Source organism: Pontibacter burrus, from assembly GCF_010686685.1.
Classification (GTDB): Bacteria; Bacteroidota; Bacteroidia; order Cytophagales; family Hymenobacteraceae; genus Pontibacter; species Pontibacter burrus.
The window spans coordinates 91,533-118,357 of the sequence record NZ_JAAGWD010000003.1 but is presented as its reverse complement, the minus strand read 5'-3'; the positions used below and the strand labels follow the sequence as shown (position 1 = coordinate 118,357).

Below are 26,825 nucleotides of genomic sequence, written 5' to 3'. Positions count from 1 at the left end.
ATTAGTTGCTCCCCTGGAATTTAGGCATGGTCACGTTACCATCTGCACTAATGCCTTCTGATTTGAAGACTTTTTGAATTGTTAGAAAAATGATCTTTAAGTCGAGCAGGAATGACATATTGTCCACATACCACACATCATACTTAAATTTATCCTCCCAACTGATGGCATTTCTACCATTCACCTGTGCCCATCCTGTAATACCAGGCCTTACTTCGTGCCTTCTGCTCTGTACTTTATTGTAAAGGGGGAGGTATTCTACCAGCAATGGCCTTGGCCCTATCAGACTCATTTCACCTTTGATTACGTTCAGCAATTGAGGTATTTCGTCAAGAGAGGTCTTTCTAACAAACTTACCGATAGCTGTAAGTCTTTTCTCATCCGGAAGTAGATTTCCCCGCGCATCTTTCTGATCGTTCATTGTCTTGAACTTAGTAACACGGAAAATTTTACCATTTTTACCAGGGCGAGGCTGCAGAAAGAATGGTTTGCCTTGGTTAGCAACTGTAAGACACAAGGTAACTATTGCGAAAATAGGTAGCGCAATAATAAATGCAATTGTAGCTAATATGAAATCAATAAACCGCTTTAACTGGTTCCTGTACATAATCTTTGTCAAATCCTTTCAAATAGGCAACATACTTATCAGCTAAAGCTTTTCGATCAAAGTTCTGCTTCGCATATAGATAACCATTTACTCCTTCAGAAGCTACCCGTTCCGGATTAGTTAGATATAACCTGATCTTTGAAGCAAAATCTACTGAATCCTCCGGCTCTACATATATCCCCGCTTCTGCTTCTTCCACTAACTTTCTGGAAACACCGTCAATAGCCATTAGAATTGGTTTCTTACAGGCCATGTAATCAAATGTTTTATTTGAGTAAACAGTCTTAAAAGTATCTACTTTTTTAAGTACAGAAGTACCCATATCCGAAGCTAAAATATATTTAAATACATCCGCCTTCGATACTGGGTCTAAAAACTGAACATTATTCAACTTCATGTTTGATGCCTTTGTAACCAGCTTTGCTTTCTGCATGCCAGATCCAATTAACACAAACAATACATTTGTATCTCTGAGCAGATCTGCTGTTTCCAGAATTTGCTCCAGATGGTTAGCAACGCCATGAGCCCCAACATAGGTTATCACAAAACGGTCACTCCAACCTTTTTCATCTCTGAAATCCTCTGCATCGAAGCTTTCCAGTATATTATCTGATAAGCTGAAATCCGCAGCATTAGGGATAAAAATAATCTTCCCCGGTGCTACGCCTTTTTTCTCAATCAGGGAATCTCTAAACGCAGGAGTCAAAACATTAATAAGTTTGGCCTTTTCATAGATGAAAGCTTCAAACCAATAGGCTAACCTTATTATAGCATTATTTGTAACAACACCAGTGTCAATAGCAGATTCTGGCCAAAGATCCCTTATTTCGAATACAAAAGGGACTCTCTTAAACTTAGACAGTAAGTATGCTGTAATGCCTACAAACAGAGGCGGCGAGGTTACCAGAATAATATCGTAATTCCCTTTCACTTTGAACAAACCCGCCCACAGAGAGGAAAACACAAAAGAAAAGTACCCCCAAAGGCGACCTAGGAAACCAGAATTATAGCTTTCGGATACATGGGTTCGCCAGACATCTACCTGTCCCTGTTGCTTTCTTTTAAACCATCTCCCTTTGTATTCCTCTCGCTTCTGACTACCATTATAGTGCATCATGCCTGCTATAACAGTTATCTCATGGCCCTGATCAGACCATTGCTTCGTCATCTCGTTAAAGCGCGACCCTCCAGGATCATCTTCTTCTAAGAAGTACTGGTGTAATAGAAGTATTCTCATTATAAAATTGTGATCCTTGTTGAAATAGTATCCGCTTTGGTTGTAAAAACTATTTCCGAACAAAGTTCTTTTTTGCCATAATAATCAGAGTAATAACCCTCTCTTATAAGCGGGGCAATCTGCTCTTTATTTTGTAACTGAGCTACAAAGTTAAGCTTACTCAAGTGTTTTGTATGCCATAACTGATGCATTTCCAAAGCATCAGGTTTGTTCAGAATTCTATCCTCGATCAACCACTCTGGCTTTTTCTTACTTACAGTTATTCTCCTGTAATGCCTGATGTTCTTAGATACATGTTGGAAAGCTTTAATCGTTCCCTCAAAGATAAAGTAATCTTCATTATCTGTAGTTTGAACGCTCTCGCACTGAGACCAATGATACCAAATAAATCTTGCACCTTTCTCCATCTGGTCATAATCGCCAAGCATAATTGTATTATGGGATTGTGTGCCCATAAAATACTTTAACTGTGCATTATCAGTATTGTATTTATAACTCCCAGCGTCGTGCAGATAGTTTATTCCGTTACGCCAGATATCGAGATGCAAGTTATCTGCCTGATGTGGCCGATCCTTATGATTGCCACACCTTACAAAAGTTAGTATACCGTCTTGCCTATGGATGTAATAACCACCATCCTTAAACTGACTTAAACCTATTTTGGTCTCTACTGTACCGCCTTCAGTATTTCTATCTGTAATACCATACCAAATAGAGTCTTCGCACTTATCATACTTCCACTCAAAGCCTAAAGCCCTGCTGAGTGCTTCTAATTGTGGTCTGTAATCCCGGTAATCAGCATCATTTAGTTTAAAAAATAAGGCGCCATCGTTATTACCATAATTTGGAAGCCAGCCATCTTTCAGATTCATGCATGATAACAGGAACTCTAAACTTTTCTGAGCCCTCTCATATACAACTGCATTGAAGGATTCCTTATTTACTTCAGCAAGTCGTATGGCCCATGTTAAGAGTTGAATAACAACTCTATGGTAGTTCATTGAAAACTGAAGGAATGTTCCGTCAGCATATACCTGGTAGGCTATTTCCTCTTCAAACCATTTCTTTCCTTTTTCTTTCCAAAGGGCTGATTTCGGAAAGAAAGGATAAAGCAAGCCACCTAAGTATAAGGTTAGCGTTTCCGTAATAGCGTGGTTGTTCCGAACAGCAATTCTGGAGAAATCAATATTCTTATATACATGGTCCAGTTGCCAGTATATCGAGAATATAATTCTCTGGAAAATATCTTCTGTGAGCGAAGTGGTATCTTTATAGAAATTTAAAGCAAAAGTCCAGTTAAGTACCCTTAATGAAATCTCCTGGCTGCACTTATAGTTAGGTCCGCTATTGATAGGGTTAGCATCTATCCACGACAGGATCTCCTTCCAAACCCATTCAGAGTGATCTTCACCCGTATAAGCATCATTTCTGATTATAGTATACAGGAACGAGAACCTGGACTTCTCCCAAACAAATTTAATATCACCGGCCTCCTGGCTATAGTCGTTTATCTGCGTCCAGTGTTTCTGCGCGCCATATTTAAAGCCAGTGTCAGGATTGGTAATCCAGTCATAGTTACTGCCTAAATTATATGATAGAGATGAGAAAAAGCGAAACCACCCCTCCTTCAACTCTTCAAAACTTTTAGCCAGTTCAGCAGGTAATGCTTTTCCAGTTAGATCAACTCCATCCCGACCATTCATGAAAAAAGCAACATCCAGCTTTTTCCACTCAGCAAGCGAAATAAATTGCTGAAAGGCAGGATCTTGCGGGAAGGCTTTTTTAAATATGCCCGTCCGTACTTTTGCCTCATGCATAGCACGGAAACTGACATATCGCCAGCCCATGTTGTTTATAAGCTGTAATGCTTTACTGAGCGACGGCATTACCTTTGCTGTAATCCAACTTCAACAGAACGTCAACCATACGTTCTGCCGTTTTACCATCCCAAAGCTCCGGAATCGATCCCTTTTTCCAGTTACCACTAAACAGTACATGCAAAGCATCTTCCAATGCCTTTGGGTCTGTTCCCAGCAATTCGTTGGTGCCAATGGTACAGGTTTCAGGGCGTTCGGTTGTAGTTCTTAATGTCATGCACGGCACCCCCATTACAGTAGTCTCTTCAGTTATACCGCCAGAGTCTGTAACCACGCCTTTTGCATGCTGCACCAGGTAATTAAATTCTAAGTATCCGAGTGGATCTACCACCTTTACATTATTCAGGCTAATGCCAAATTTTTCAATGTTATTGCGGGTGCGCGGGTGCATTGGGAAAATAATCGGCAATTGCTCCGTTCCTTTTTCCAGCACGTTCAATAGTTTTCTCAACTGCTCCGGATCATCTACATTAGATGGGCGGTGTAGTGTCATTACAAGGTACTTCTGCTTTTCTAACCCGAAATCATTCCAAAAAGATGGCTGGGCAAACTTCGGCATTTGCTTCAGAAGCGTATCAATCATGGTATTACCAACGAAGAAAATATGCTCCGGCTTTACTCCTGATTTTACCAGGTTATTATTCGCAATTTCAGTTGTAGTAAAGAAGTAATTGCTGATACTGTCTGTAACCAGGCGGTTTATCTCTTCAGGCATTGTCCAGTCACCGGAGCGTATACCCGCCTCCACGTGTGCAACCGGAACATGAAGCTTTTGTGCTGCAATGGCGCAGGCCATCGTAGAGGTAACATCCCCAACAACCAAAACTAGTTCAGGTCTGTTTTCAAGCAACTCTTTCTCAAAGCGTACCATAATAGCTGCAGTTTGTTCGGCCTGCGTGCCACCTCCAGCTTCCAGGTTCGCATCCGGTTCCGGAATTCCTAACTGCTCGAAAAAGTCGCCAGACATCTTTTTGTCGTAATGCTGGCCGGTATGGATTAATCTGTAAGAAATGTAATGACCTTTGTCCTTTGCTTTCTGAATAGCATCTATAATTGGTGCTATTTTCATAAAGTTTGGACGGGCTCCTGCGATAATTGATATAAGCATGATTATACTTTCAGATTCGGATAAAATTAAGCTAAGGCTTTTTCTGTTAAACCAGAATTATGTGATTCCTGAACATAGCCCTCAAGCGCGTTAACATCCACCCACGCTCCTATTTTTAGACTCTCAATTGCGGCAAAGCTAGCTAACGTAACATTAACCAACTCATTCATTGGAATAAGTGGTTGGCCACCTTGCTTGAGTGAATCTATTAGCTTTTTAAACTGAGCAGCATGGCCCTTATCCTGGCCTGTTTTTAGTTTGCTGAAGCCTTTAAAACCGTAGCCTTCTGTTTTCCTAAAGTTATCCATTACAAGGGTCCGTCCCTGAGAATACAACTCTACTCTCTCTTTTGAGTAGCTTTTATGGCCGTTCGCAAAATAGTTAACTACACCATTGGAGCCGTTCTCAAATTTTACCAGGATACTTGCGTTATCTGTATTTTCTTCCGGATTTTTCCCAAGGGCATTCATGCAGATCGATTTAATCGGGCTACCTGTTAAGTATACCATCAGGTCCAGGTAATGACATGCCTCACCAATAATGCGGCCACCGCCTGTTTGCATATCATGCACCCATACTTTATTTGGTATAAAGCCAGCGTTCATGGTTGCTACAATATTTACAGGGTCAGGAGATGTTCCGATCAACTCCTTCATTTTCTGAATGTGCGGCGAGAACCTCCTGTTAAAACCTACTGATAATGTAAGGCCATTAGGAACAGCATGCGTATTATAGGCATTTAACACTTCGGCTAACTGAGCTGCATTAAGTGCTAACGGTTTTTCAACAAAAACATGCTTTTTGGCTCGAAGGCTTTCCTGCACCATTGCTGCGTGAAGATCATGACGTGTAGTGATCATCACCAGATCTACATCCTCATCCTGCAGTATTTCCTTATAATCTGTAGTGCTATGGGTAAAACCATACTTTTTAGCAAGCGCAGTTCCAGTAACCCCGCCGGCGCTGGCCATATATTTAAAACCTGCACCTGTACCTTTTAAGGCAGGCAGCATGGTCATTTTGGTAAAGTTACCTGCACCAACAATGCCTATAACACCTCTGGAACCTTTAAAGCTTCCTCCAGCTAATGTTACTGTTGCTTTAGTATCTACAGCCTCGCCTTCAGGATAAACAAGTATTGCTGCAATAGACTTGCTGGCACCTATATTCCCATAAATCTTTGTGTACTCGTCTAAAGGTACTCTTTCTGTAATCAGAGATTTAACATCTAAGCTGCCAGTAGAAATTGCCTGTAAAATTGTTTCAAAGTTTCGCTTTTCAGTCCAGCGTACAAAGGGCAAGGGATAATCCTGACCTCTTTGCTCGTAAAGCTCATCGTACCTTCCCGGACCGTAAGAACAGGATACCTGGAATGTTAGCTCCTTTTCATAGAACTCTGCACGGCTTAAATTCAAGCCAATAACACCAACTAACACAATTCTGCCCCGCTTGCGGCTCATCTGTGCAGCTTGTGATATTATATCATTTGTCTTGGCCGAAGCAGTAATAATTACACCATCGGCACCAATACCGTTCGTTTCGCCTTCTAAAAATTTAACAACATCGGTAGTAATAGGATTGATAGGTATAATGCCTTTGTTCTTCGCAATAGCCAGCTTCTGCTCATCCAGATCTACTCCTACTACTTTACAGCCATTAGCTTTTAATAGCTCTGCTGTAATTAAGCCAATTAAGCCTAAGCCAATAACGACGATAGTTTCTCCCAATGTTGGGTTAAGCAGGCGTATTCCCTGTAAGCCAATAGATCCAATTACAGTAAAAGCAGCTTCTTCATCTGAAATATTATCCGGGATAGCAGCAACAAGATTTTTTGGAACACTTACAATTTCTGCGTGTGGACCGTTAGAAGCTACTCGGTCACCAACCTTAAATTCACTAACTCCTTCACCTACTGCTATTACTTTACCAACATTACAGTACCCAAGCGGTAGTGGCTGCTCGAGTTTACTAAACACCGCTTCCACAGTCGGCATAAGTCCATCAGACTTTACCTTGTCAAATACTTGCTTTACTTTATCAGGCTGCTGACGCGCTTTGTCAAGTAGATTTGCTTTGCCAAATTCGACTAACATGCGCTCGGTGCCTAGGGATACCAAAGAGCGTGTAGTTTGTATTAAAACCTGCCCTCTTTTAACTTGAGGAGCAGGAATATTTTCAAGTATGGTTTCGCCAGTTTTAAATGACTGGATGAGTTGTTTCATTTCTAAATTCTTTCTTTTAAAATTTTTGCCGGATTGCCTCCAACAATTGTAAATGGCGCTACATCTTTCGTTACAACGCTACCACCTGCCACTACTGCTCCTTCGCCTATGGTTACTCCAGGCAAAATTATACAACCAGCACCTATCCAAACATCTTTACCTATCTTAACCTTCTTCTTTTCATGCCCAGAAGTGAATATCTGTTGTGGACGCGGTGGAATAACATGATTAGCAGAGAATATTTGTGTATTATAACCAATTAACGAACGGTCACCAATTTCGACACCTCCACCTGTAGTGATTAGAACACCCCAAGCTAAGTCTACATGATTTCCCAGTACAAGATTTGTTCCAGGGCTTACTTTTATTCTTGGGTAGTAAGTAATTCCTGTTCCAACTTTTGAACCCATACTCCTTAAAAAACCAGACTTAATAAAATTAAATATCTTGTGCCTAGGTAGTGCAAATATAATGGAAGCGAAAAGTTCAAATGTACAGACAATAAAGTTCTTCATCCCTTTTTGGATATCTCATAAATATGCTCTAAAAATTTCACTTGCTTTTCTACCTTTTCTTCAGGAGTATTAAAATGCAACAAACGAGTTTCTCCCAAAGAGACCAATTCATGTCTTAATGCCTTATCGCTTACTAAGTCCTTTATCTTTGAAAAGATATCATTAGGATTTTCTCTATCTACAAATAAGGCTGCTCTTTCACAAGCTGCTCTTGCCCAAGGCTCATCAGCAATGATTAAAGGTTTCTTGAAAAAGTACGACTCTACGACATTACTTGAAAAGCACTCTAATTTACTTAATAGAATCATGGCATCTGACAGTTTAACTACCTGATGAACATGTATAGCTTTTACTTTACCAATCAATTCAAAATAGTCCATCACTTGCAGTTTATGTATTACATTTAGCAAATTAGACTCCACTTCTTTGTTTGTTGGTTCTAAAGTAAGAATAAACCTAACATTTATATTTGCCTCTTTTAATAGAGAAGCTACATAGGGTAATACAGAAATATTTTTATTTAAATGCCAGGAAGACAAGTATAAGATTTTAAATCCTTCTAAGCTTTTTAATTTATTGTATTCAGCATTAATGTTCCTAACATCAAATGAACTTACACTCGGCTCTATATATTTCATCCGATTTTGTGGGTAGTTATATAAGCTACTAGCCCTATCCAACATACTATTATTTTCAAATACTAATCCGTCAGCTTTTAACGTACCCCTCAATCTAAAATAATCAATTGTTTTCTTTTTAAGCTGTGTTATGAAAGGGTATGAACTCCAAAAAGGAATTTCAGGGAAGTATAAATTGCTGTATACTGATCTTACCACTTGTGGTATTTTAGGAATCTGAAGAGTAGGAGCGTAGTTATAAATTAAGTCAATGTTGTGTGCCGTTGTAAGTTCTTTAAGTTTTTTAGATATTGTAATCCTAGCTAAATAAGAATAAGGAAATGAAAATATCTGATACTCACTTAATTCCTTCTTCGCAGAGATATGTAATTCTGAACCTTCACCAACTAATACAAACCAATTATGATTAAAATGTTCTTTAGCAATAATTTGAATAAAATTATTTGCTACTTGCTGTCCCCCCCCTGCTCTTACAGGAAAAAAATTAAGTAATATGTTCAAAGCTTATTTCAATTTTATTTTGGTTATTGCCAAAATGATAAAGTAAATCATTAAACCTCTTATTATATATATATCACCATACCAATACCACCTCAAAATAAATACAGTTACTACACCATATAATAAAGCTGAATTAAAGCTTTTTGTCATTAAGTACTTCTCCTCGGTGTTTCTCACAAAAATAGCAAAGGAGTATGGTATAAGAATCAAGCCTACTACACCAAAATTCATAAAAGCAGGTACAATAATACTTACTCCACCTTGAGTGTACTCACCTTCAAACCATCTGGCTGGATTACCTTCTCGAGTATCAATAGCCCTTTCAATTCCTAAATTTTTGCTAAAAATTTCGGGTAACATGGAGGGAATATATGATATATATGTTTCTCCATATTTTAAGCTAAAGTTCTCTTTATTATCATGATAAGAGTCTGCTAAACCTATTGTACTATATAAAGCTCCCGTCCATGTTCCTACTTTATAGAAATTGAAGTTATTTTCTTCAATATTAGCATAATCTATTTGTTGAGATGATGCATTTTCTCTTATATATGAAAGAGTAAATGCACCAAATATTACAGCAATTAATGGTAAGCTAATCTTTTTAAATCTAAGATTAAACTGATTAGGCCCCTTGAAAGAAATATATAGAAATGCTAAAGCGAAAACAAGTCCAATTGATGTCCTCTCGCCTTTAAAGAATTCTAGAAGGAATACAACTACCATAATTAAAATTAAAAGCCAAATTGACTTTTCTATCCTTTTGCTCTTATTGATTTCTGAAAAACAATCAATTGCAAGCACTAATATTAAACAGCTTATAAAAAAATCAAGTGTTGCTAAACCAGAACTATTAGCTGCTAAGCTTGTCGTTCTAATTTCTGAATATGATGCATTAAGTATACTCCCTTTAGGTGCTATTAAATATTTAACTATCATAATAAGTAGACACAGGGCTCTAAATATTAAAATATTAATATTTTTAATATTGGGCGCACCTTTTCTTACTTTTATTCTAAGAAGATATCCTTTATTTAATATACCTAATATATAACTCGAAACACTTATAACAAAAGCTAAAGATATAAAGCCAATTATATTATTACTTTGGATTGAAAATTGAAGAGCTTCTCTCTGATTTACAAGCTTAATTACTTTCAAAAACGGAAATTCGAGGAGTACAGAATAAATTATTGCAAATATAATTAGTGAAAATGAACTGAGCACATACATACTGTTATGTTTGTAAAAATATAGCAGCGTGTATACTACCTGTATAAAAGATGTTAATATTAATAAAGCAATAATTCCTTCATCATATTCTTCAAAAAAGAAAAAAATACAACTAACAAGAATATTAATTATACAAATGAACTGTATTAATCTTTTTGCCGTATTTTTCATGTTATGTTTTAAGCTCCTAATTTATACATCTTGTACTCTTATGAAAATATTATGTATTGTATTAACTCTTTTCATAAGAATATAAAACGATAAGAATGACAAAAACAAGAAGCTTATAATACTAGAATAAATTGCACCTGCAATTGAATACTGACTGATAAAATAGTAACTGAGAAATGTGTTTATCGCAATAGTACACACATATACTTTTAAATACATTACGTGTAAATCTTTAGCTGTTATTTGTAAGAAACCTAAGAAAGAAGCTATATACATGATTAACCCGTTTACCATAACAAGTATGAATAAATCTTTATACTGTGCGAAATCCTCGCTATATGCAATTCTTAATATGTCTTCACCAGCAATATAACTTATTGCTATTCCAACTAGGCCAATTGTAAAAACTACAAATGTTAACTTGTATAATAAATATTTATATTTTAAAGATTCATTCTTTTTCAAGAGGTTTGAAAACTTACCTATTGATGCTTGGCCTAAAGCACTTATAATTGTATTTCCAGCTACTGTGAAATATATTATACCTGAATAGATACCTAACTCATATAACCCTAACTTTGCCTCTAAAATATATCTAGGTATATTAATATTTAATGTACCTAATAACGATACAGATGCAATTGGGACTGCAGCTTTTATCAATGAAATATTATTATAAGTTAAGTTAGGGATTAAAGTTTTAGACTCATTCTCACTCAAATAATGTTTCACTTCTATCAATAAAAAAACAACTATATCAGAAAAGACCTGTAAAAGAAGTGCTATAATAATATTATGTGTAATAAATAATGTTAAAGCAAATAATAGTACTCCTATAATCGATCTATAAATTAAACATTTAGCTATTATATTGAATTCGCCTTTCTTCTGTTGATATCCATTGAAAATATCTATAAGAGACTCTATAATTTTACTACTTGACATAACAAGTATTATTGTAAAATACTCTCCATCTCTAATATAATAACCTATACTAACACTACTTATAAATCCAATCAAGCTGAATAAAACCCTTAATGTAAAATAATCAGAAAAGTTGTAGTTTTCATAAACATCAGCCACAAGCAAATTCCTTAATGCAAGGTTAGTTAGCATGAATATAGGTGAAACAACAGCTAAACTGAATGTATAAATACCAACTAGATTTGCACCAACTGTTTTTGCTAAAACTACTACTATTATCCACTTACTAAGTGCAACAACTATATTAGATATTAGAACTAATGAAAAATTTTTTTTCAAGTTAGGCATTAGTAAATGAGAAATATTTAATTTTAGAATGATTAAAACAAATTCTTACTATACCATTCTAAAGTAGCTACTAATCCCATATGAAGTGAGAATGCAGGTTCGTATTTTAAAAGGTGACCAGCTTTTCTAACATCAGCTAAACTATGCTTCACATCCCCCTTCCTCTCTTCGCGGTATCGAGGTGAAATATATACACCGGTTATCCCAATAACCCCACTCCACAATTGATTTAAAGTAGTACGCTCTCCAAAAGCGATATTTACTACCTCATGCTGTGTTATATTAGTAGCTAACAGAGCTTTTATATTAGCTTGTACTGCATTCTCTACAAAAGTGAAATCACGACTTGTTTCACCATCTCCATTTATGAATGGTGCTTCACCTTTAAGAGCTGCTTCAATAAATAAAGGAATTACCGCAGCATAAGGCCCTTTAGGATTTTGCTTCGGACCAAATACATTGAAGTAGCGGAGGCCAACTGTATGAAAGTCGTAAGTTTTCGAAAATACATCACCATACAGCTCATTCACATACTTGGTGATAGCATAGGGAGAAAGCGGTTTCCCAATTTTATCTTCCACTTTAGGTAAACCAGGATGATCGCCGTAGGTGCTGGAGCTGGCAGCATACACCATTCGCTTTACACTTGCATCACGTGCAGCAACCAGCATATTCAAAAAGCCGCTTACGTTTACATCGTTACTGGTAATGGGATCGTTGATAGAGCGAGGTACTGAACCGAGTGCTGCCTGGTGGCTAACATAATCAATTCCTTCTAGGGCTTTTCTGCACGTCGCGAGATCACGTATATCTCCTTCTATAAGCTCAAAAGCGGGATTAGATTTGAACTCTTCGATATTAGCATGCGAGCCAGTTGCAAAGTTGTCTAGCACTCTTACTTTGCCTGCGTTGTATTTTAATAAGTACTCTACAATATTAGAACCTATGAAGCCGGCACCACCGGTTACTAAAAAGCTGTATTGACTGAGATCTTCGGTATGGTATGGGGTTTGGTACACTTCTGAGGAGAGATATGAATGTTGAATTAGTAATTATGAATGGGGTTGTAAAAACAAACCACCCCTGCCCCTCCTTAACCAAGGAGGGGAGTTTGGGCGATGTCATCTCAAACAGTATGAGTAATATAACTTGAATTCTAGTTAGATCTCTCACGCTGTTCGAGATGACAGCTTGGTGTTATAGTCTTGCGTCCACCGATTCTTTTGGCAACACGCCTTTTACGTCGTATATCACGGCGTTCTCTTTGCAAAGTTTACCTAGATCTAAAGTCTTAAATTCGTTGTGGGAAACGGCAAGTATAACAGCATCCCAGTTGGTGGTGCCGTTCAGTTCTTTTACAGAATCCCATCCGTACTCATGTTTCACCTCTGCCGGCTCTGCCCATGGGTCATAGATCGTAATGTTGGTATCGTAATCTTTTAGTGTTTGCAGGATGTCCACTACTTTGGTATTGCGCACATCCGGACAGTTTTCTTTAAAGGTAACACCCAGCACTAAGATATTGGCACCTTTTACCGGTATATCCTTTTTCACCATCAGTTTGATAACCTCATGCGCTACATATTCGCCCATGCCATCATTTAATCTGCGACCAGCCAGGATAATCTCCGGGTGGTAGCCAACTTCCTGAGCCTTCTGTGCCAGGTAGTAAGGGTCTACACCTATACAGTGACCTCCCACCAGGCCAGGCTTAAACTTCAGGAAATTCCATTTTGTACCGGCTGCTTGTAATACCTCATCCGTGTCAATTTCCAGTCGGTTAAAGATCTTTGCCAGTTCATTTACGAAAGCAATGTTTATATCCCGCTGGGCATTCTCAATTACCTTGGCAGCCTCCGCTACTTTAATTGAAGTAGCTTTGTGGGTTCCGGCAACGATAATAGCTTTGTATAGCTGATCAACTTTCTCGGCAGCCTCAGGTGTTGAACCAGATGTGATCTTCAAAATCTTGGCAACGGTATGTTCTTTGTCACCCGGGTTAATACGCTCCGGGGAATAGCCAGCAAAGAAATCAATGTTAAATTTTAAACCCGAAATGCGCTCCAGAACCGGCACGCATTCATCTTCTGTTACACCCGGGTAAACAGTAGACTCATATACAACGATGTCGCCCGGCTTAAGCACCTTCCCTACCGTTTCACTTGCTTTATACAGCGGAGTTAGATCCGGGCGGTTGTGTTTATCTACCGGCGTAGGGACAGTAATGATATAGTAATTACAACCCTTGATCTTATCAAGATCATTTGTACAATACAAGCCTGTCGGAGATGAGCAGTCGTTTATTAAAACACCTTTCAGCTTTTCCTCTTCTACTTCCAGTGTATGATCATGGCCCTTACTGAGTCCGTTTATGCGTGCCTCATTAATATCGAAACCAAAAGTCTTAAATTTTTTAGCAAACTCTACTGCTAATGGTAAGCCAACATAACCTAACCCAATCACAGCAATTTTAGCATCTTTTACTAAACCTATTCCTGACATTTTATCTTAAGTTTATTTTATTCCAACATTTTATGTTTTAAGCCTCAACCCGCATGTTTTTTTTCAGGAGCCTTCTCATAGAGGATTTACCAAATTCGTTATAGCCATACCCGTAACCATAACCATAAGCTTCTTTCATATCTGCATCATTTAGTACGATCATTGGATGCTTCAGCTTCCTGTTCTGGTAAATATCATCCACAATAGCTACCTGAGATTTAAAGGTATAATTGTACCGCACAATGTACACACAGGCATCAATGAAAGGAGCAAGCGTAAAAGCATCTGCCACCTGCCCTGCCGGTGAAGTATCCAGCAGAATATAATCAAAGCTTTCACGCAACTCAGCCAGCAAATGGCCTACCTTTGGGCTCATCATCAGTTCAGCAGGATTTGGCGGTATAGGCCCGGAACCAATTGCATACAAACCATGCACATCAGACGCAGGTATTATTATATCCTCGACACCCAGCCTTTCATCAATTATATAATTTGAGATACCAGTCTCGTTTGATAGTCCCATGTCCTGGAGTAGGCGCGGTTTACGTAAGTCAAAATTTACCAGCACAACCCGCTTTCCTGTTAAGGCAAGGCTAGCTCCCAGGTTGATACTGAAAAAGGTTTTGCCTTCTCCGCTCATGCTGGAAGTAACCATGATCACTTTGTTATCCTTTCCTAAAGTGGCAAATTGAAGGTTTGTACGGATCAGGCGGAAGAGCTCTGCCACCGTGCTACGGCTATTTTCTGTAACTACCAGCTTCTCAAAGGTATCATTGTGGGCAATTTCGCCTAAAACGGGTGTGCTTGTAGCTCTCTTTACATCCTGCTGGTTTTGTACGCGGTCGTTAAGCAATTCTTTAATATAGATACCTGCAAATGGAATTCCTAAGCCCATTAGAAATGCCAGCAAATAGATCAGCTGTTTTTTAGGCTCTACCGGTCTATCTCCAGCTATAGCAGGATCGATGATGCGGGAATTGGCAACCGTAGCAGCTAACGAGAGAGCAGACTCTTCGCGCTTCTGAAGCAGGTATAGATACAGTCCTTCCTTAATACTTTGCTGGCGCTTGATCTCGATCAGGTCCTTTTCTATACTAGGTACTTCCTTAATCCGGGACTCAAACTGTGCGGAACTAGCTTGCAGGTTATTGCGTGTTATGATCAGGCCATTTTTTATGTTACGCAGGTTTTCCAGGATGTTCCCACGTAAGTTTGCCAATTGCTCGTTTATGTTTTGCACCAAGGGATTACCTGGCTGCGAAACACGTAACAAGCGCTTGCGCTCCAGTTGCAGTTCATTGAACTTACCGATTAAGCCAAGCAACGTGGCATCCTGAATCGTCAGGGTGCTTGGTACCAGTTCATGCTGGCTATCTTGCTTCAGCAAATACTTCTCAATCGACTCCAGCACATCGATCTGGATCGCCCATTCCGATAGCTGGCGATTATACTCACTTGCCTTTTCCAGATACAACTTCGCTTCTGAGCTAACGTCTGTTACGCGGTTATCCCGTTTATAGCTTTCCACATCCTGCTCTACCACCGATAGTTCAGATGTCAGGTATTTTAGGCGCTCGTCAATAAACTGAATGGTGCTGCCAGCGATCAGGTTCTTGTCTTCTACTGCCTCATTGTTATATACCTCAACCAGTTTATTCAGAATTGCTACTCCTTTGGCAGGTACGGGATCTACAAGGCTCAAGCTAAGTACACTGGCATTTTTGTTAACCGGCGCTACTGTCAGTTTACGATTATAACTTTCTGCAACTTTACGGATATCATGGAATTTAACAGTGATATTTTTACCGACAGCAATAACACCATTTCCGGCAACTACAGTAAAGGATGCGTAAGGTTTTTTAATTTCCTGTCCGAACTTGTGCTGGCTCACAATTCCTTCATCTTCCAGCTGAAAATTAATATTATCTACCGTTCGAATAGTAAAAACCTTATTAAAGGCAGCAGAGTCCAACCTGCTCACAATTAGATTTATAGGCATGGAGTTGCCATATATCTCAGTGCTTTTTACACGTCCATCAACATAATAGGTAGTATGGAGGGCAAGTTCCTTGAGAACCCGATTCATGAGGCTCTTCGACTTGAGAATTTCTATCTCATTATCGATGTTTTTACCCGACTGGAAAAGATCAAGGTCATTCAGCACCGCATTCTCTGTAAGGGAAGGCCCCTTTTTATCATCTTTAATAAGTAAAGTACTACTAACACGATATTGCGGGGTGGTGTAGCGTAGATATACGAAAGCAGCTATACCAGCAATTAGTACCCCAAATACAAACAGATACCAGTATCGCAGGTATTTCTGCAATACTTCCTTTATATTAATATCCTCAGTTTCAAACTGATATACTTCCTTTTCCGACATAAAACGGACTATAAATAATTAGAGTAATCTGGAAATGATGATAGTAGCCAGCGAAACAGAAGCTGTGATAATAGCTAAAAATTTAGTATTTGTACTGGCTTGTACCTGCTTCATTTTATCAGGTTCTACATAGACCACATCGTTCTGCTGTAAATAAAAATAAGGCGAATTTAACACATCCTTCTTATTTAAATTTAAACGCACCATCGTCCGGGTTCCGGCTTCCTCCCGCATTACAATCACATTTTCACGTTTCCCGAAAGGTGTCATATCACCTGCCATACCTAAGGCCTCCAGTATTGAGATTTTCTCAGCAGGAACAGTAAATGTAGATGGTCGGTTCACTTCCCCTATAACGGTTACCCTGAAATTCATATTGCGGATGCTCACCACTGGAGCTTTCAGGTACTGCTGTAAAGCAGCTGTCAGCTTTTCCTTTGCCTCTTGCTTTGTAAGCCCCGCCAACTTTATACTTCCGAGCACCGGAAAGTCAATATAGCCTGCTTCATTCACCAGGTAACCTTCCAATTTACTATCATTTGCAGCCAACATGCCCCTGTTAAACTGAGCATCAGACTCAGGGCTTTCGCTGCTTACTGTAATACTCAACAGGTCGTTTGATTGAATTTTGGAGACAGTAAGATTCTTGATTTCTTCAGAATAGGATGTCTGTTCTTCCAGATCGCTGAAGTAGGCCAGGTTACGGGTAGGGCCACAGGATGAAATGAATAATAAAAAAATGATAAAGCAGGTATTAAGTTTCATTCGGGTATAAGGGTGATAAAAACCGAAAATAAAACGTCTGTCCACACTTTCCGATTTTATGTTAGAACACAAGTACAAATGTAGAGCTTTCAGCCCGTAAAGTATATCAAATTCTGAAAAACTTATCTTATTGGCACTTCTAAAGTTGAAGAACTTGCTACCTGCCCTGGTTTGACAGGCATGTTGTAAAGCACAGAAGCCTGCCAGTTTCTATTCTGACAGGCTTCTACTATGATTGCTCTGGTTTACCTTCTAAAGCGGAATGGACTTCTTCTGTGTGCTGTGAGGTTATACATTACTTTTACCGTAGCACTCAGGTAAGCATCATTTTTGCCTGTCAATGGACTCTTGTATCCATAGCTGGTGTTGTCCAGGTAATCTGAATTTGTAAAATAAACATTCAGCTCTGGCGCTATGGATAACTGTTTGGAGTATTGTATCTTAAGACCGCCTCCTATCGGAGCAACTAACGCTATATCAGGATAACTCGTGGCATCAGGAATATCTACACCCTTATTAGATGAAGAAGCTTTGTAAGCAAATACACCAACTCCTACTTTCACAAAAGGCACGATCAGGCGAAGATTTCTGGACGTATAAAATCCTCGGCCAACATAGTCACTTGTCAAATTATAGATGATTGAACCTGATGCTTCGACACCGTTAGATGTAAAGGTAACATCAGTAATGCGCTTATCAACGGCATCTTCTTTTCCGTTAAAGTTTAGGTAAGCTAACTTTCCTTCAACAGCGAAGCGGGGTGCAAACTGGTAAATAGCCCCAACATTTAATGTTGGTCCCATTCCGTTGTTCTTTAGTATTCCATACTGATCAATATCGCTTCCGTCTCCCTCATTCTCGCTATTCATCACTACCAAGCCCGGTGATGCGAAAACGGTCAGGGACGGTCTAAACTTCCGTTTATGAGGACTTCTGAATTTCGCACTACTACTGCCTCGTTGTGCGAACACGTCGGACGCTCCTACTGATAGAATTAAAGCAAATGCTGCTAATATAAATTTGTAGTTCATGGGCTTATTTAAAGCGCTACTTATATAAGTGTAATACTTTAAGGCGCAATTATACATATATTTAGACAAATATATAATATTCCAAATTAATTTTCTGCTTTTTCCGATAAATAAATTCGAAAATACGGTGCAATTCAGGAACGGCTAGTATACGCTGAACATTATAAACGGCTGTAAGTTTATCTCTTTTATTTCCCTATCAACTTATACCAATTTTGAATACGGCTTATGAGTCCTCTTATTTATTAGTTAATTGCTGTATAACCTAATCACTAATATAAGCCCTGCACTGCATTCTCATAAAATTGATAAATTAAAGTAAACTATCCAGCCTTTTTAGAGCTTTATAGTCTTAAAATGAGCTTCGCTACTACTTTTCCAGAAATCTAAGGTACAAACTTTAAGTTCCTAATGCACTTTTAAGCGCTGCCTACGAAGCTTTTGAATGACAAAACAAGAAAAGTCGAAGAAGGAGATTGACTATTAACAACTGATCCATGGGCACAGGTTTGGAGAACTAATACCTTTCCAAAGACCTTCGACCAGCTTATTCTAACAGATTTGCACGCACTGAGGTACAGTACCATAGTTGCATCGGTTAACATGGATGCTTTGTACAAAGCCTACAAAGTGAAGGCTGGTGATAAGCTTTATAGAAAATCAGAATCTGGTAACTATAGCCAGGTTAGTTTATGCTTTAAAAGCAGCTTTAGATATAGTTGGTGCAGCTTTTTGCCTAAAAATGGATCAGCAGAGTTGGTATTTTGCCTGGGCTTCCAGTATTATTATAATTATCGATCTATAGTTGTCGTTAGTCCAACCGCCCCTTTATCCTTTCAGAGCTGCGCTCGCTACCTTCGAACTCACTTCTCGGTAGACTATAGGAGCTCTACCTCACCTCAGTCCTCTCCTAAAAACAGGAGAGGGAGCTTCTATCTAATTCTATAGTTTAATCTGTAGTTCTATAGTTATGATTTAACCCACCCCTGCCCCTCCCAAGAGGGGAATATAGTCATTACGATAGTTACGGGGACAGAACTATAGTTACAGCCCACGAGCAGGCAGGCGCAGCCTGGCCTACGGAATTACAGCCACGGAAAGGCGATGCAACTATAGCTCTTCAACAAACTATAGTTTAGCTATCGAAGGATCACAGTCTTTGGGTTGAGCGCCTTTGACTTGTTGCGGTGCCGCCAGGCAACACGAGGTACGAGGGTAGCAAGAAGGCAGCAGCGCGATGCCCGAAGACGGGGCCCCGCGGCCGTGAGCGCACCAAAGTAACTATAAAACTGTAGGCTGGTAAAGCTCCCAGGATAGGTCGTAACTATAGAAGAAAATGCCTGTGTCAATTCAGCAACTATAGTAAACAATAGAACGATAATTTCAACTATAGTATGCGATAGATTTCTCGTTACACTCGAAATGACATAAGAAGTGAGCAACTATAGAACATATAAGATGCCTCGGCTAGCGCTCGACATGATAGAGAAATAACTATATTCTAATATAGATTTCTCACTACACTCAAAATAAAAACTATAACTATAGAATACTCCTAGCTTATAATCTAAAACATTCTGTCCAGGAGGGAGTTTTAATCAACTGTAACTACAAACCCAATATTAAGATGGCTAATTTATTCTCGCCCTTAACTATAAAAAATATTACCCTTAAAAATCGGATTGCGGTATCGCCGATGTGCCAGTATTCAAGCGTGGATGGCTTTGCTAATGACTGGCATCTGGTACACTTGGGTAGTCGTGCAGTAGGCGGTGCAGGGCTTATCATAGCTGAGGCAACAGCTGTTTCGCCGGAAGGAAGAATTACACCTGATGACATTGGTTTGTGGAAAGCGGAACATATTCCGATGTGGCAACGAATCAATACTTTTCTGGAAGAACATGGTGCTGTTCCAGGTGTGCAGTTGGCACACGCTGGTAGAAAAGCTAGCCATAAAAGTCCGTGGAAAGGTGGCAAAGCGTTGACTCCTGAAGAAGGCGCATGGCAAACAGTAGCCCCAAGTGCCATTCCTTTTACAGACGTTGAACCTGCCCCGCTGGAATTAGATAAAGCGGGCATACAAAAAGTGATCAACGACTTCAAAGCTGCTGCAAAGAGATCATTAGAAGCTGGTTTTAAAGTGATTGAGATACATGCCGCTCATGGGTACCTGTTACACGAATTTTACTCCCCACTCAGCAACAAGCGCACTGACGAATACGGTGGTTCGTTCGAGAATCGCATCCGGTTGCTGCTGGAAGTTACCGAAACGGTGAAAGAAGTATGGCCTTCGGATTATCCACTTATAGTGCGCATATCTGCAACTGACTGGACTAAGGGCGGCTGGACAGGAGAAGACTCAGTTAAACTGGCAAAGATTCTGAAAGAACATGGAGTTGATATGATCGATTGCTCTACTGGCGGTAATGTGCCTGCGGCTAACATTCCGGTGGGGCCTTTGTACCAGGTGCAATTTGCAGAAACAATAAAACGGGAAACCGGCATCATGACAGGTGCAGTTGGTATGATCACAACGGCGCAGGAAGCCGAATCTATAGTTGCAACCGGACAGGCAGACCTTGTGCTGCTGGCGAGAGAGTTGTTACGCGACCCATACTTCCCGATGCATGCTGCGCTGGAACTTGGCTATGAGCACACTTGGCCTTCTCAGTACGAACGTGCGAAGCCACGCAAAGTGTAACTGTTATACTTATGCTGTTTTATGAAAGGACCGTCTAAATCCGGTTCTTCTTTGTAAAGTCATTTTATATTTTGCTAGCTTAATTTCTCCAGACACTTCTTTAGATCTATCCCTTTGCCCAGCACCCCTTTAAATAGATCACCTTTCTCTTTTAATCGAGTTGGTATATTTCTAATTGTAAAAGCTTCCGGAGACAAGCCCGGTTTTACTTCGTCCCAGCTGAGCGGTGTGGAAACAGTGGCACCTGGTTTAGGGCGAACCGTATAGGCTGAAGCTATAGTTTGCCCGATCGAGTTCTGCAAAAAATCTAAGTAGACCTGCGTTCTCCGTTCCTTTGGGCTGCGCTCAAGACTGGTGAGTTTCGGTAACTTTCTGTGCACTTGTTGTGCCACCAAATGTGCAAACTCGCGTGCCTGATCGAAACTATAGTTTGCACCCAGAGGCACAAAAATATGCATGCCCGTTGCTCCGGATGTTTTACAAAAAGCTGTTGCGCCTGCTTTGTCTAACACTTCCTTCGTAGCCAAAGCTACTTCCACCACATCATCATACGTGTTCTCCCCCGGATCTAAATCTATTACCATGTAATCCGGTCTTTCCAGGTTGGTGATGCGGGAGTTCCAGGGATTGAGCTGGATGCAGCCCAGGTTGTTCATATAGCCAAGCGTGGCTTTGTTGTCGCATACGAGGTACTCCACATCTTCGCCGGTGCTTTCAGCTTTCAGTTTTATAGTTCTCACCCAATCAGGCGCGTGTGTAACGTCTTTCTGGAAAAAGCCAGGTTTTACCACACCTTCCGGGTTGCGGAAAAGCGACTGTGGCCGGTCCTGAAGGTAAGGCAAAATGACCTCAGCTATAGTTTGATAGTAATCGATCAGGTCGCCTTTCGTAATGTGTTCGTCCGGCCAGTATAGTTTATTAAGACTGCTGAACTGTACTTCCTGTCCTTCTATAGTTTGCGTCGTCCGGTTTTTGTCTTTTGAAGCTGCCACTTTTTTTGTATCCGTCTTTTTCGCTTTAGGTTGATGTTCTGCTTCTTCTACCGCTTCGGTTGTATGGATAGCATTTTCGCGCACTACATCGGTTGCTTTTTTGTCTTCTCGCAACCCTTCGTAAATGGCCTGCCGCATAATGCCTTCTTTGGTCCATTCTGCAAATGTGATCTCGGCAACCAGTTCAGGCTTCACCCAGGTAGCAGGTGCATTTGGTTTAACTTTACCTACAAATGGCGATTCAGGCTGCACCAGTTTATCCAGCTTTGCTTTCAGGGCTTCCAACGATTTGGAGTTAAAGCCGCTGCCGCTCTGCCCCACATAAGTAAACTTGCCATCTTCGTACACGCCCAGCAGCAAAGCCCCGATGTGCTTGCGTTTGCCTTTTGGCTCTGTAAAGCCACCGATCACAGCTTCCTGGCGCATGTGTGTTTTGATCTTGAGCCACTCCGAACTGCGCTTGCCTGTGCGGTAAGGGCTATCGGCTTTTTTGGCCATGATGCCTTCTACATTATTTTTCTGGGCATGCTTAAAGAACTCTACTCCGTTACCCACCACATGGTCCGAATAACGGACCGCCGGTAATTCTTCTGCTAACAATTCTTCCAGGCGCTTTTTGCGTTCCAGCAAAGGCAGGTCGCGCAGGTCTTCGCCGTTCAGGTACAACAGATCGAACACATAAAAGTAGAGATGCTCAGATGGCGTATTCTGGTAATTCTGCAGTTGCTGAAACGTGGCATAGCCTTCATCGTTCAACACTACAATCTCGCCATCCAGGACCGCGTCCTGCCCCAGATCTTTCAAACTATCTAAAATAGGTTTGTAGGTTTCGCCGTATGACTTTCCGTTGCGCGAGTATAGTTCCACCTTGCCATCCTGCACTTCAGCCACCGCCCTGAAACCATCCCACTTTATCTCATAAATCCAGTCGTCACCGTCAAAAGGACCGTCAGTCAGTTTCGCCATCATGGGCACAATGTTGTGGGGCATCCTACCCTTTTTAGCAGCAGGTTTGACTTTAGCAGATTTTGCAACTGTACTTTTTGCAGCAGACTTTTTTGCTGTTGTTTTAGCGATCTTTCCTAAATGCTCTTCACTGTTATAAGCATCTGCAACGGCGTATTCATCTTTCTTCTTTACCAGCAGCCAGGCTCCCTCCTGGCGGCCTTTCATTTTTATGAGTGAGAAAGCTCCCTGTAGTTTATTTCCATCCAGCACAAAACTAATGCTTCCGTTCTCCAGTCCCTGCAACAACAGCTTCTCCCCTTCTTCCGGGTCGTCGGTTTCTATTGAACTATAGTAACCTTCGTCCCAGATATCGACGTGGCCCGCGCCATAGTTGCCTTCCGGAATATCGCCTTCAAAAGTGCGGTACGAATATGGGTGATCCTCAACGTGCATGGCAAGACGCTTATCTGTGGGGTTCATGGACGGGCCTTTCGGCACTGCCCAGCTCTTCAGCACGCCTTCCATCTCCAGCCTGAAATCATAATGTAAAGTGGATGCCTGGTGACGTTGCACCACAAAACGTAAAGCTCCTTTGTGTTTCTCCTGCTTCCCTTCCGGCTCAGGCGTGTCGCTGAAGTTACGTTTCTGATTATATTGCTGTAAAGCCATGGGTTTATCTCGTGTTTGGTGTGTCGTGTTTCGTGTGTCGAATTATAAGCTCGAAACACGAAACACAAAAAACGATTTACGACTTTAAGATGCCCGCATACGTGGCTGACCTGAGCTTAAACTTGCCTTCAGTTGAGCCATCAGATCTTTTGTTTTTGTCGGGATGGTTTCTACCTTTTTAGCTGCTGGTTTCTTTTTACCTTTCGCCTTCGCTTCAATGGTTTTCATCAGCTTTTCAGTGTAGGTATCGCGGTAATCGCGTATGTCGAAGTCGGTGGTAAACTGGTTGATGAGCTCTACGGCCATATCAAGTTGTGCGCCGCCAATGTCTACCTTATGAGGCAGGTCCAGGTCTTCGGTTTTGTTCACTTCTTCTACAAAGCGTAATTTCTGCAGCACCAGCGCATCGCCCAGCGGACGAATCACAGCCAGGTCTTCTTTGCCTCGCATTACCACCGTAGCGATACCAACTTTTCCGGTTTTACGGAGGGCATCGCGCAGCAAACCATAACCGGTTTTGTTTCCTTTTTCAGGTGTCAGGTAATATGGCTTTTTGAAATACATTTCGTCTATATCCTCTTCTTCTACAAAGGAGTCGAGTTGTATGATGGTGTTCTTTTCAGCTTCGGCGCGCTCCATTTCTTCATCGGTCAGCTCCACATACTTACCTTCGAATTTGTAGGCTTTCACGATCTCCTTATAAGGTACTTCTTCACCGGTTTTCTCGTTCACGCGCTTGTTGCGCACACGGGCATGGTTCCGGCGGTCGATCAGGTCAAAGTCAAGGCGGCGGTCTTTTGTGGCGCTGTACATTTTTACCGGGATGTTCACCAGGCCAAAACCCAGCGACCCCTTCCAGATTGTTCTCATAGTTTTCTTTTTGTAGTTAATGCTTAGCTGCGGGTATCAATGTCTTTGCCCAGGTCGTGCACCTGTTTCATAAATGCTTCCACTACGGTGTCTGAATACGTGCCGTACGAGTTGGAGATGGTTCCTTTGGCGCCGTTACTGGTTTCAAGCACATACAGAATAGCCATATCATCTGGGTTACTTTCACCCTCGAAACGGTAAAAATTTACGATCTGCACCTGGTCCGGGGTAAAGCTCATTTTGCCATCCATCGAGTGCATTCTTCTGTCATCGCCGACTACAAAATCTGTTTTATAGCCTGCTTTGCGTACATCAGCCAGTATTTTTATAAGCGTTGTAAGTTCTACTTTGTCCTGCATGGCTTTTACTGTTTATAGTTTTATAGACTTTAACGCTAGAAGCCGATATGAGTATAGCTTTTGCCTCATAATTGCTGCGCCACATCAAACATGATCTTTAGTTTAAAAAAGTAGTTTTGCTTACTTTCGCAGCTTTCCCGTATGCGGATTTATAATTGCCAAAACCTACGCCACCAATGCAGACCTATTTCGAGTTCAAAAAACATAACACCAGCTACCAGACCGAAGTATTTGCCGGCATTGCATCTTTCCTGGCTACGTCTTATGTAATCATAGTTAATCCGAGCATACTCAGCGAAGCGGGGCTTCCTTTTTCGGGGGTACTGACGGCTACCGTACTGGTAAGTTTTTTTAGCAGTGTTTTGATGGGAATTTACGCCCGAAACCCTGTACTGATCGCGCCGGGGATGGGGTTGAATGCCTTCTTCACATATTCAGCTGTTATCGGGATGAACATACCGTGGCAGGTGGCATTGGGCGCTGTGTTCTGGTCGGGTATTGTGTTTCTGTTGCTTTCGGTTTTTAACATCCGCACTTACATTATAAAAGCCATTCCCAAACCTTTGCGGTACGCTATTGCAGGTGGTATCGGCCTGTTTATTACACTGCTAGGCCTCTCAAACGCAAAATTCATTATACAATCGCCGGGAACGATACTGGCAGTAAACGAGCTTAGCCCGACGGTACTTACGTTTATAGTTGGGCTGTTGCTAACGGCTATACTGCTTGTAAAAAATGTGAAAGGCGGTATCCTGATTGGGATTATAGTTACTACGCTGCTAGCTTACCCGCTGGGCCGCTGGTGGGGCACTGAAACTATAGTTAACTGGCAGGGAATTTTTGCAGCTCCGGATTTCAGCCTGCTCATGCAACTGGACCTGGTTAACTCGCTGCAGTTTGCAGTGTGGCCTGTAATTTTCGCCTTTCTGTTCACCGACCTGTTCGATAGCCTTTCCACGTTTGTAGGCCTGGCTGAAGCAGCAAATATGGTTGATGAACACGGCGAGCCGCTGAATATCAATAAGTCGTTGTTTGTAGATGCGGTGGCCACTACTATTTCGGGTTTAGTGGGTACGAGTTCGGCTACAGTTTATGTTGAGTCGGCGGTTGGGATTGAGGCAGGCGGCAGAACCGGCTTAACGGCTATAGTTGGCGGCTTACTGTTTTTGCCATTTCTATTCCTGGCACCACTTCTTTCGATGGTTCCGGCCATTGCAACGGCGCCTGCTCTGGTACTGGTTGGCGCCTTCATGATCCGGCCGATTATTCGTATTAACTGGCTGCACCTGAGCGATGCTATTCCCGCTTTTCTGGCGCTGGTGCTCATTCCGTTCACCTTCTCCATTACGCAAGGAATTATCTGGGGCTTTTTGAGCTATACCTTACTTAAAGTGGTAGGTGGCGAATACCGTAAGATACCGCTCACGCTCTGGATCATCGACGTGTTCTGTATTCTGGCCTTGCTGGTGCACTAAAGCTTTTGGATAAATTCCTGCATGCGCTCATAATGCGAACCTTTCCAGTACACTCGCTGGCAGTTCTGGCATTGGTAAAACTCGTGAAAGTATAGTTTGGTTTTAGGCGGAAGCTGCTCCTTTAATTGTTCTTTCGTCACCTGAGCTATAGCTCCATTGCACACCATGCAGCGGGTAAAAATACTGAACTCCGCTGCCAGGTTATAGTAGCGGATCACTTCCTGCAACTGCTCATCAGGTTGTTGCGAGCGCAGCCAATAGCCGTAAACTATAGTTTTATGTTTCAGAATGCCCGTGCCACGGCTCAGCAGAATTCGGTTTTCGCTTACAGCTATAGCTACCAGTTCTTTTTCTGTTAGTTCAGGATCAAAGATTGTATCGAAGCCCAGCAACCGGAGCATCCGCGCCAGCTTGCCTAAGTGCACATCCAGCACAAACTTAAAAGGTGGGTTATAGTTTGGGAATAGGTTTATAGTTACAGGAGAGCCTTTCGGGTAAACTTCCACTTTATCATCCGGATGTAGTTTATAAGTAAAATCCACTGATCTGCCATTTACAACTATAGCATTCACTTCGGGATGCGGTACACCTATCGCTTCAATGGCATCTTTTATGGCCGGCACATCCCGGAAACTATAGTTGATCCAGCTTTCCTGCTCTTGTTTTTGCAGAAAATCATTCAGTGTTGTGTGGAATTTAAAACGTGCCGTGTGTCCCATCGTCAGGTTATAGTTGCCTTATAGATACGT

General features: G+C 41.1%; 19 protein-coding genes and 1 pseudogene. 2 read left to right on the top strand and 18 right to left on the bottom strand.

Features of this window, described 5'->3' with window-relative positions; translation table 11 throughout:
- Position 1 precedes the first annotated feature (1 nt).
- The 14 genes and pseudogenes from GXP69_RS07875 to GXP69_RS07810 all read right to left on the bottom strand — a co-directional run bounded on the left by GXP69_RS07875 (position 2) and on the right by GXP69_RS07810 (position 17,834).
- Complete coding sequence (locus GXP69_RS07875) at positions 2-607, bottom strand: sugar transferase (RefSeq protein WP_163914164.1); 606 nt, start codon at positions 605-607, stop codon at positions 2-4.
- Positions 576-1,844 carry a glycosyltransferase family 4 protein gene (locus GXP69_RS07870; RefSeq protein WP_163914163.1) on the bottom strand — a complete coding sequence of 423 codons (1,269 nt, stop codon included), beginning with the start codon at positions 1,842-1,844 and terminating at the stop codon, positions 576-578. The genes GXP69_RS07875 and GXP69_RS07870 overlap by 32 nt, the downstream gene beginning before the upstream one ends.
- Positions 1,844-3,730, bottom strand: coding sequence for an alginate lyase family protein (locus GXP69_RS07865; protein WP_163914161.1), 1,887 nt, complete (start codon positions 3,728-3,730; stop codon positions 1,844-1,846). Before GXP69_RS07865 ends, GXP69_RS07870 begins: the two co-directional genes overlap by 1 nt.
- Positions 3,714-4,829, bottom strand: a complete 1,116-nt coding sequence (wecB, locus tag GXP69_RS07860; RefSeq protein WP_163914159.1) for a non-hydrolyzing UDP-N-acetylglucosamine 2-epimerase — start codon at positions 4,827-4,829, stop codon at positions 3,714-3,716. Before wecB ends, GXP69_RS07865 begins: the two co-directional genes overlap by 17 nt.
- Positions 4,830-4,855: 26 nt before the next feature.
- Positions 4,856-7,051 (bottom strand): bi-domain-containing oxidoreductase, encoded by a 2,196-nt coding sequence (locus GXP69_RS07855; RefSeq protein ID WP_163914157.1) that lies wholly within the window; start codon positions 7,049-7,051, stop codon positions 4,856-4,858.
- Between the two features lie 2 nt (positions 7,052-7,053).
- Positions 7,054-7,215: pseudogene (locus tag GXP69_RS19345) on the bottom strand (DapH/DapD/GlmU-related protein); the annotation flags it as partial.
- 347 nt (positions 7,216-7,562) lie between these two features.
- Positions 7,563-8,705, bottom strand: a complete 1,143-nt coding sequence (locus GXP69_RS07845; RefSeq protein WP_163914153.1) for a glycosyltransferase — start codon at positions 8,703-8,705, stop codon at positions 7,563-7,565.
- A gap of 3 nt (positions 8,706-8,708) precedes the next feature.
- Positions 8,709-9,866 carry an O-antigen polymerase gene (locus tag GXP69_RS07840; protein WP_163914152.1) on the bottom strand — a complete coding sequence of 386 codons (1,158 nt, stop codon included), beginning with the start codon at positions 9,864-9,866 and terminating at the stop codon, positions 8,709-8,711.
- A 264-nt stretch (positions 9,867-10,130) separates the two neighbouring features.
- Positions 10,131-11,372: a lipopolysaccharide biosynthesis protein gene (locus GXP69_RS07835; protein WP_163914149.1), complete on the bottom strand. Its 1,242-nt coding sequence runs from the start codon at positions 11,370-11,372 to the stop codon at positions 10,131-10,133.
- A 41-nt stretch (positions 11,373-11,413) separates the two neighbouring features.
- On the bottom strand, positions 11,414-12,400 hold the full coding sequence (locus GXP69_RS07830) for an SDR family oxidoreductase (protein WP_163914147.1): 987 nt from the start codon (positions 12,398-12,400) through the stop codon (positions 11,414-11,416).
- 178 nt (positions 12,401-12,578) lie between these two features.
- Positions 12,579-13,883, bottom strand: coding sequence for a nucleotide sugar dehydrogenase (locus tag GXP69_RS07825; RefSeq protein ID WP_163914145.1), 1,305 nt, complete (start codon positions 13,881-13,883; stop codon positions 12,579-12,581).
- Positions 13,884-13,920: 37 nt separating this feature from the next.
- Positions 13,921-16,266 carry a GumC family protein gene (locus tag GXP69_RS07820; protein ID WP_163914143.1) on the bottom strand — a complete coding sequence of 782 codons (2,346 nt, stop codon included), beginning with the start codon at positions 16,264-16,266 and terminating at the stop codon, positions 13,921-13,923.
- 18 nt (positions 16,267-16,284) lie between these two features.
- Positions 16,285-17,031: a polysaccharide biosynthesis/export family protein gene (locus tag GXP69_RS07815; protein ID WP_163914142.1), complete on the bottom strand. Its 747-nt coding sequence runs from the start codon at positions 17,029-17,031 to the stop codon at positions 16,285-16,287.
- Between the two features lie 245 nt (positions 17,032-17,276).
- Positions 17,277-17,834, bottom strand: a complete 558-nt coding sequence (locus tag GXP69_RS07810; protein ID WP_163914140.1) for a hypothetical protein — start codon at positions 17,832-17,834, stop codon at positions 17,277-17,279.
- A 1,855-nt stretch (positions 17,835-19,689) separates the two neighbouring features.
- On the opposite strand from GXP69_RS07810, the gene namA reads away from it, so the two are divergent.
- On the top strand, positions 19,690-20,763 hold the full coding sequence (gene namA, locus GXP69_RS07805; RefSeq protein ID WP_163914138.1) for an NADPH dehydrogenase NamA: 1,074 nt from the start codon (positions 19,690-19,692) through the stop codon (positions 20,761-20,763).
- 74 nt (positions 20,764-20,837) lie between these two features.
- Here namA and ligD read toward each other — a convergent pair whose 3' ends face one another.
- The 3 genes from ligD to GXP69_RS07790 form a co-directional block, all read right to left on the bottom strand.
- Positions 20,838-23,372, bottom strand: coding sequence for a DNA ligase D (gene ligD / locus GXP69_RS07800; RefSeq protein WP_163914136.1), 2,535 nt, complete (start codon positions 23,370-23,372; stop codon positions 20,838-20,840).
- A gap of 84 nt (positions 23,373-23,456) precedes the next feature.
- Complete coding sequence (ku, locus tag GXP69_RS07795; RefSeq protein ID WP_163914134.1) at positions 23,457-24,242, bottom strand: non-homologous end joining protein Ku; 786 nt, start codon at positions 24,240-24,242, stop codon at positions 23,457-23,459.
- Positions 24,243-24,265: 23 nt separating this feature from the next.
- A complete protein-coding gene (locus GXP69_RS07790) occupies positions 24,266-24,601 on the bottom strand; it encodes a hypothetical protein (protein WP_163914132.1) in 336 nt (111 codons plus the stop codon).
- A gap of 176 nt (positions 24,602-24,777) precedes the next feature.
- Between GXP69_RS07790 and GXP69_RS07785 the strand changes: the two genes are divergently transcribed.
- Entirely contained in the window at positions 24,778-26,076 is a 1,299-nt protein-coding gene (locus tag GXP69_RS07785; protein ID WP_163914130.1) for an NCS2 family permease, read from the top strand.
- Here the strand turns inward: GXP69_RS07785 and GXP69_RS07780 are convergent.
- Positions 26,073-26,795, bottom strand: coding sequence for a Mut7-C ubiquitin/RNAse domain-containing protein (locus GXP69_RS07780; protein WP_163914128.1), 723 nt, complete (start codon positions 26,793-26,795; stop codon positions 26,073-26,075). The genes GXP69_RS07785 and GXP69_RS07780 overlap by 4 nt on opposite strands.
- Between the last annotated feature and the right edge of the window lie 30 nt (positions 26,796-26,825).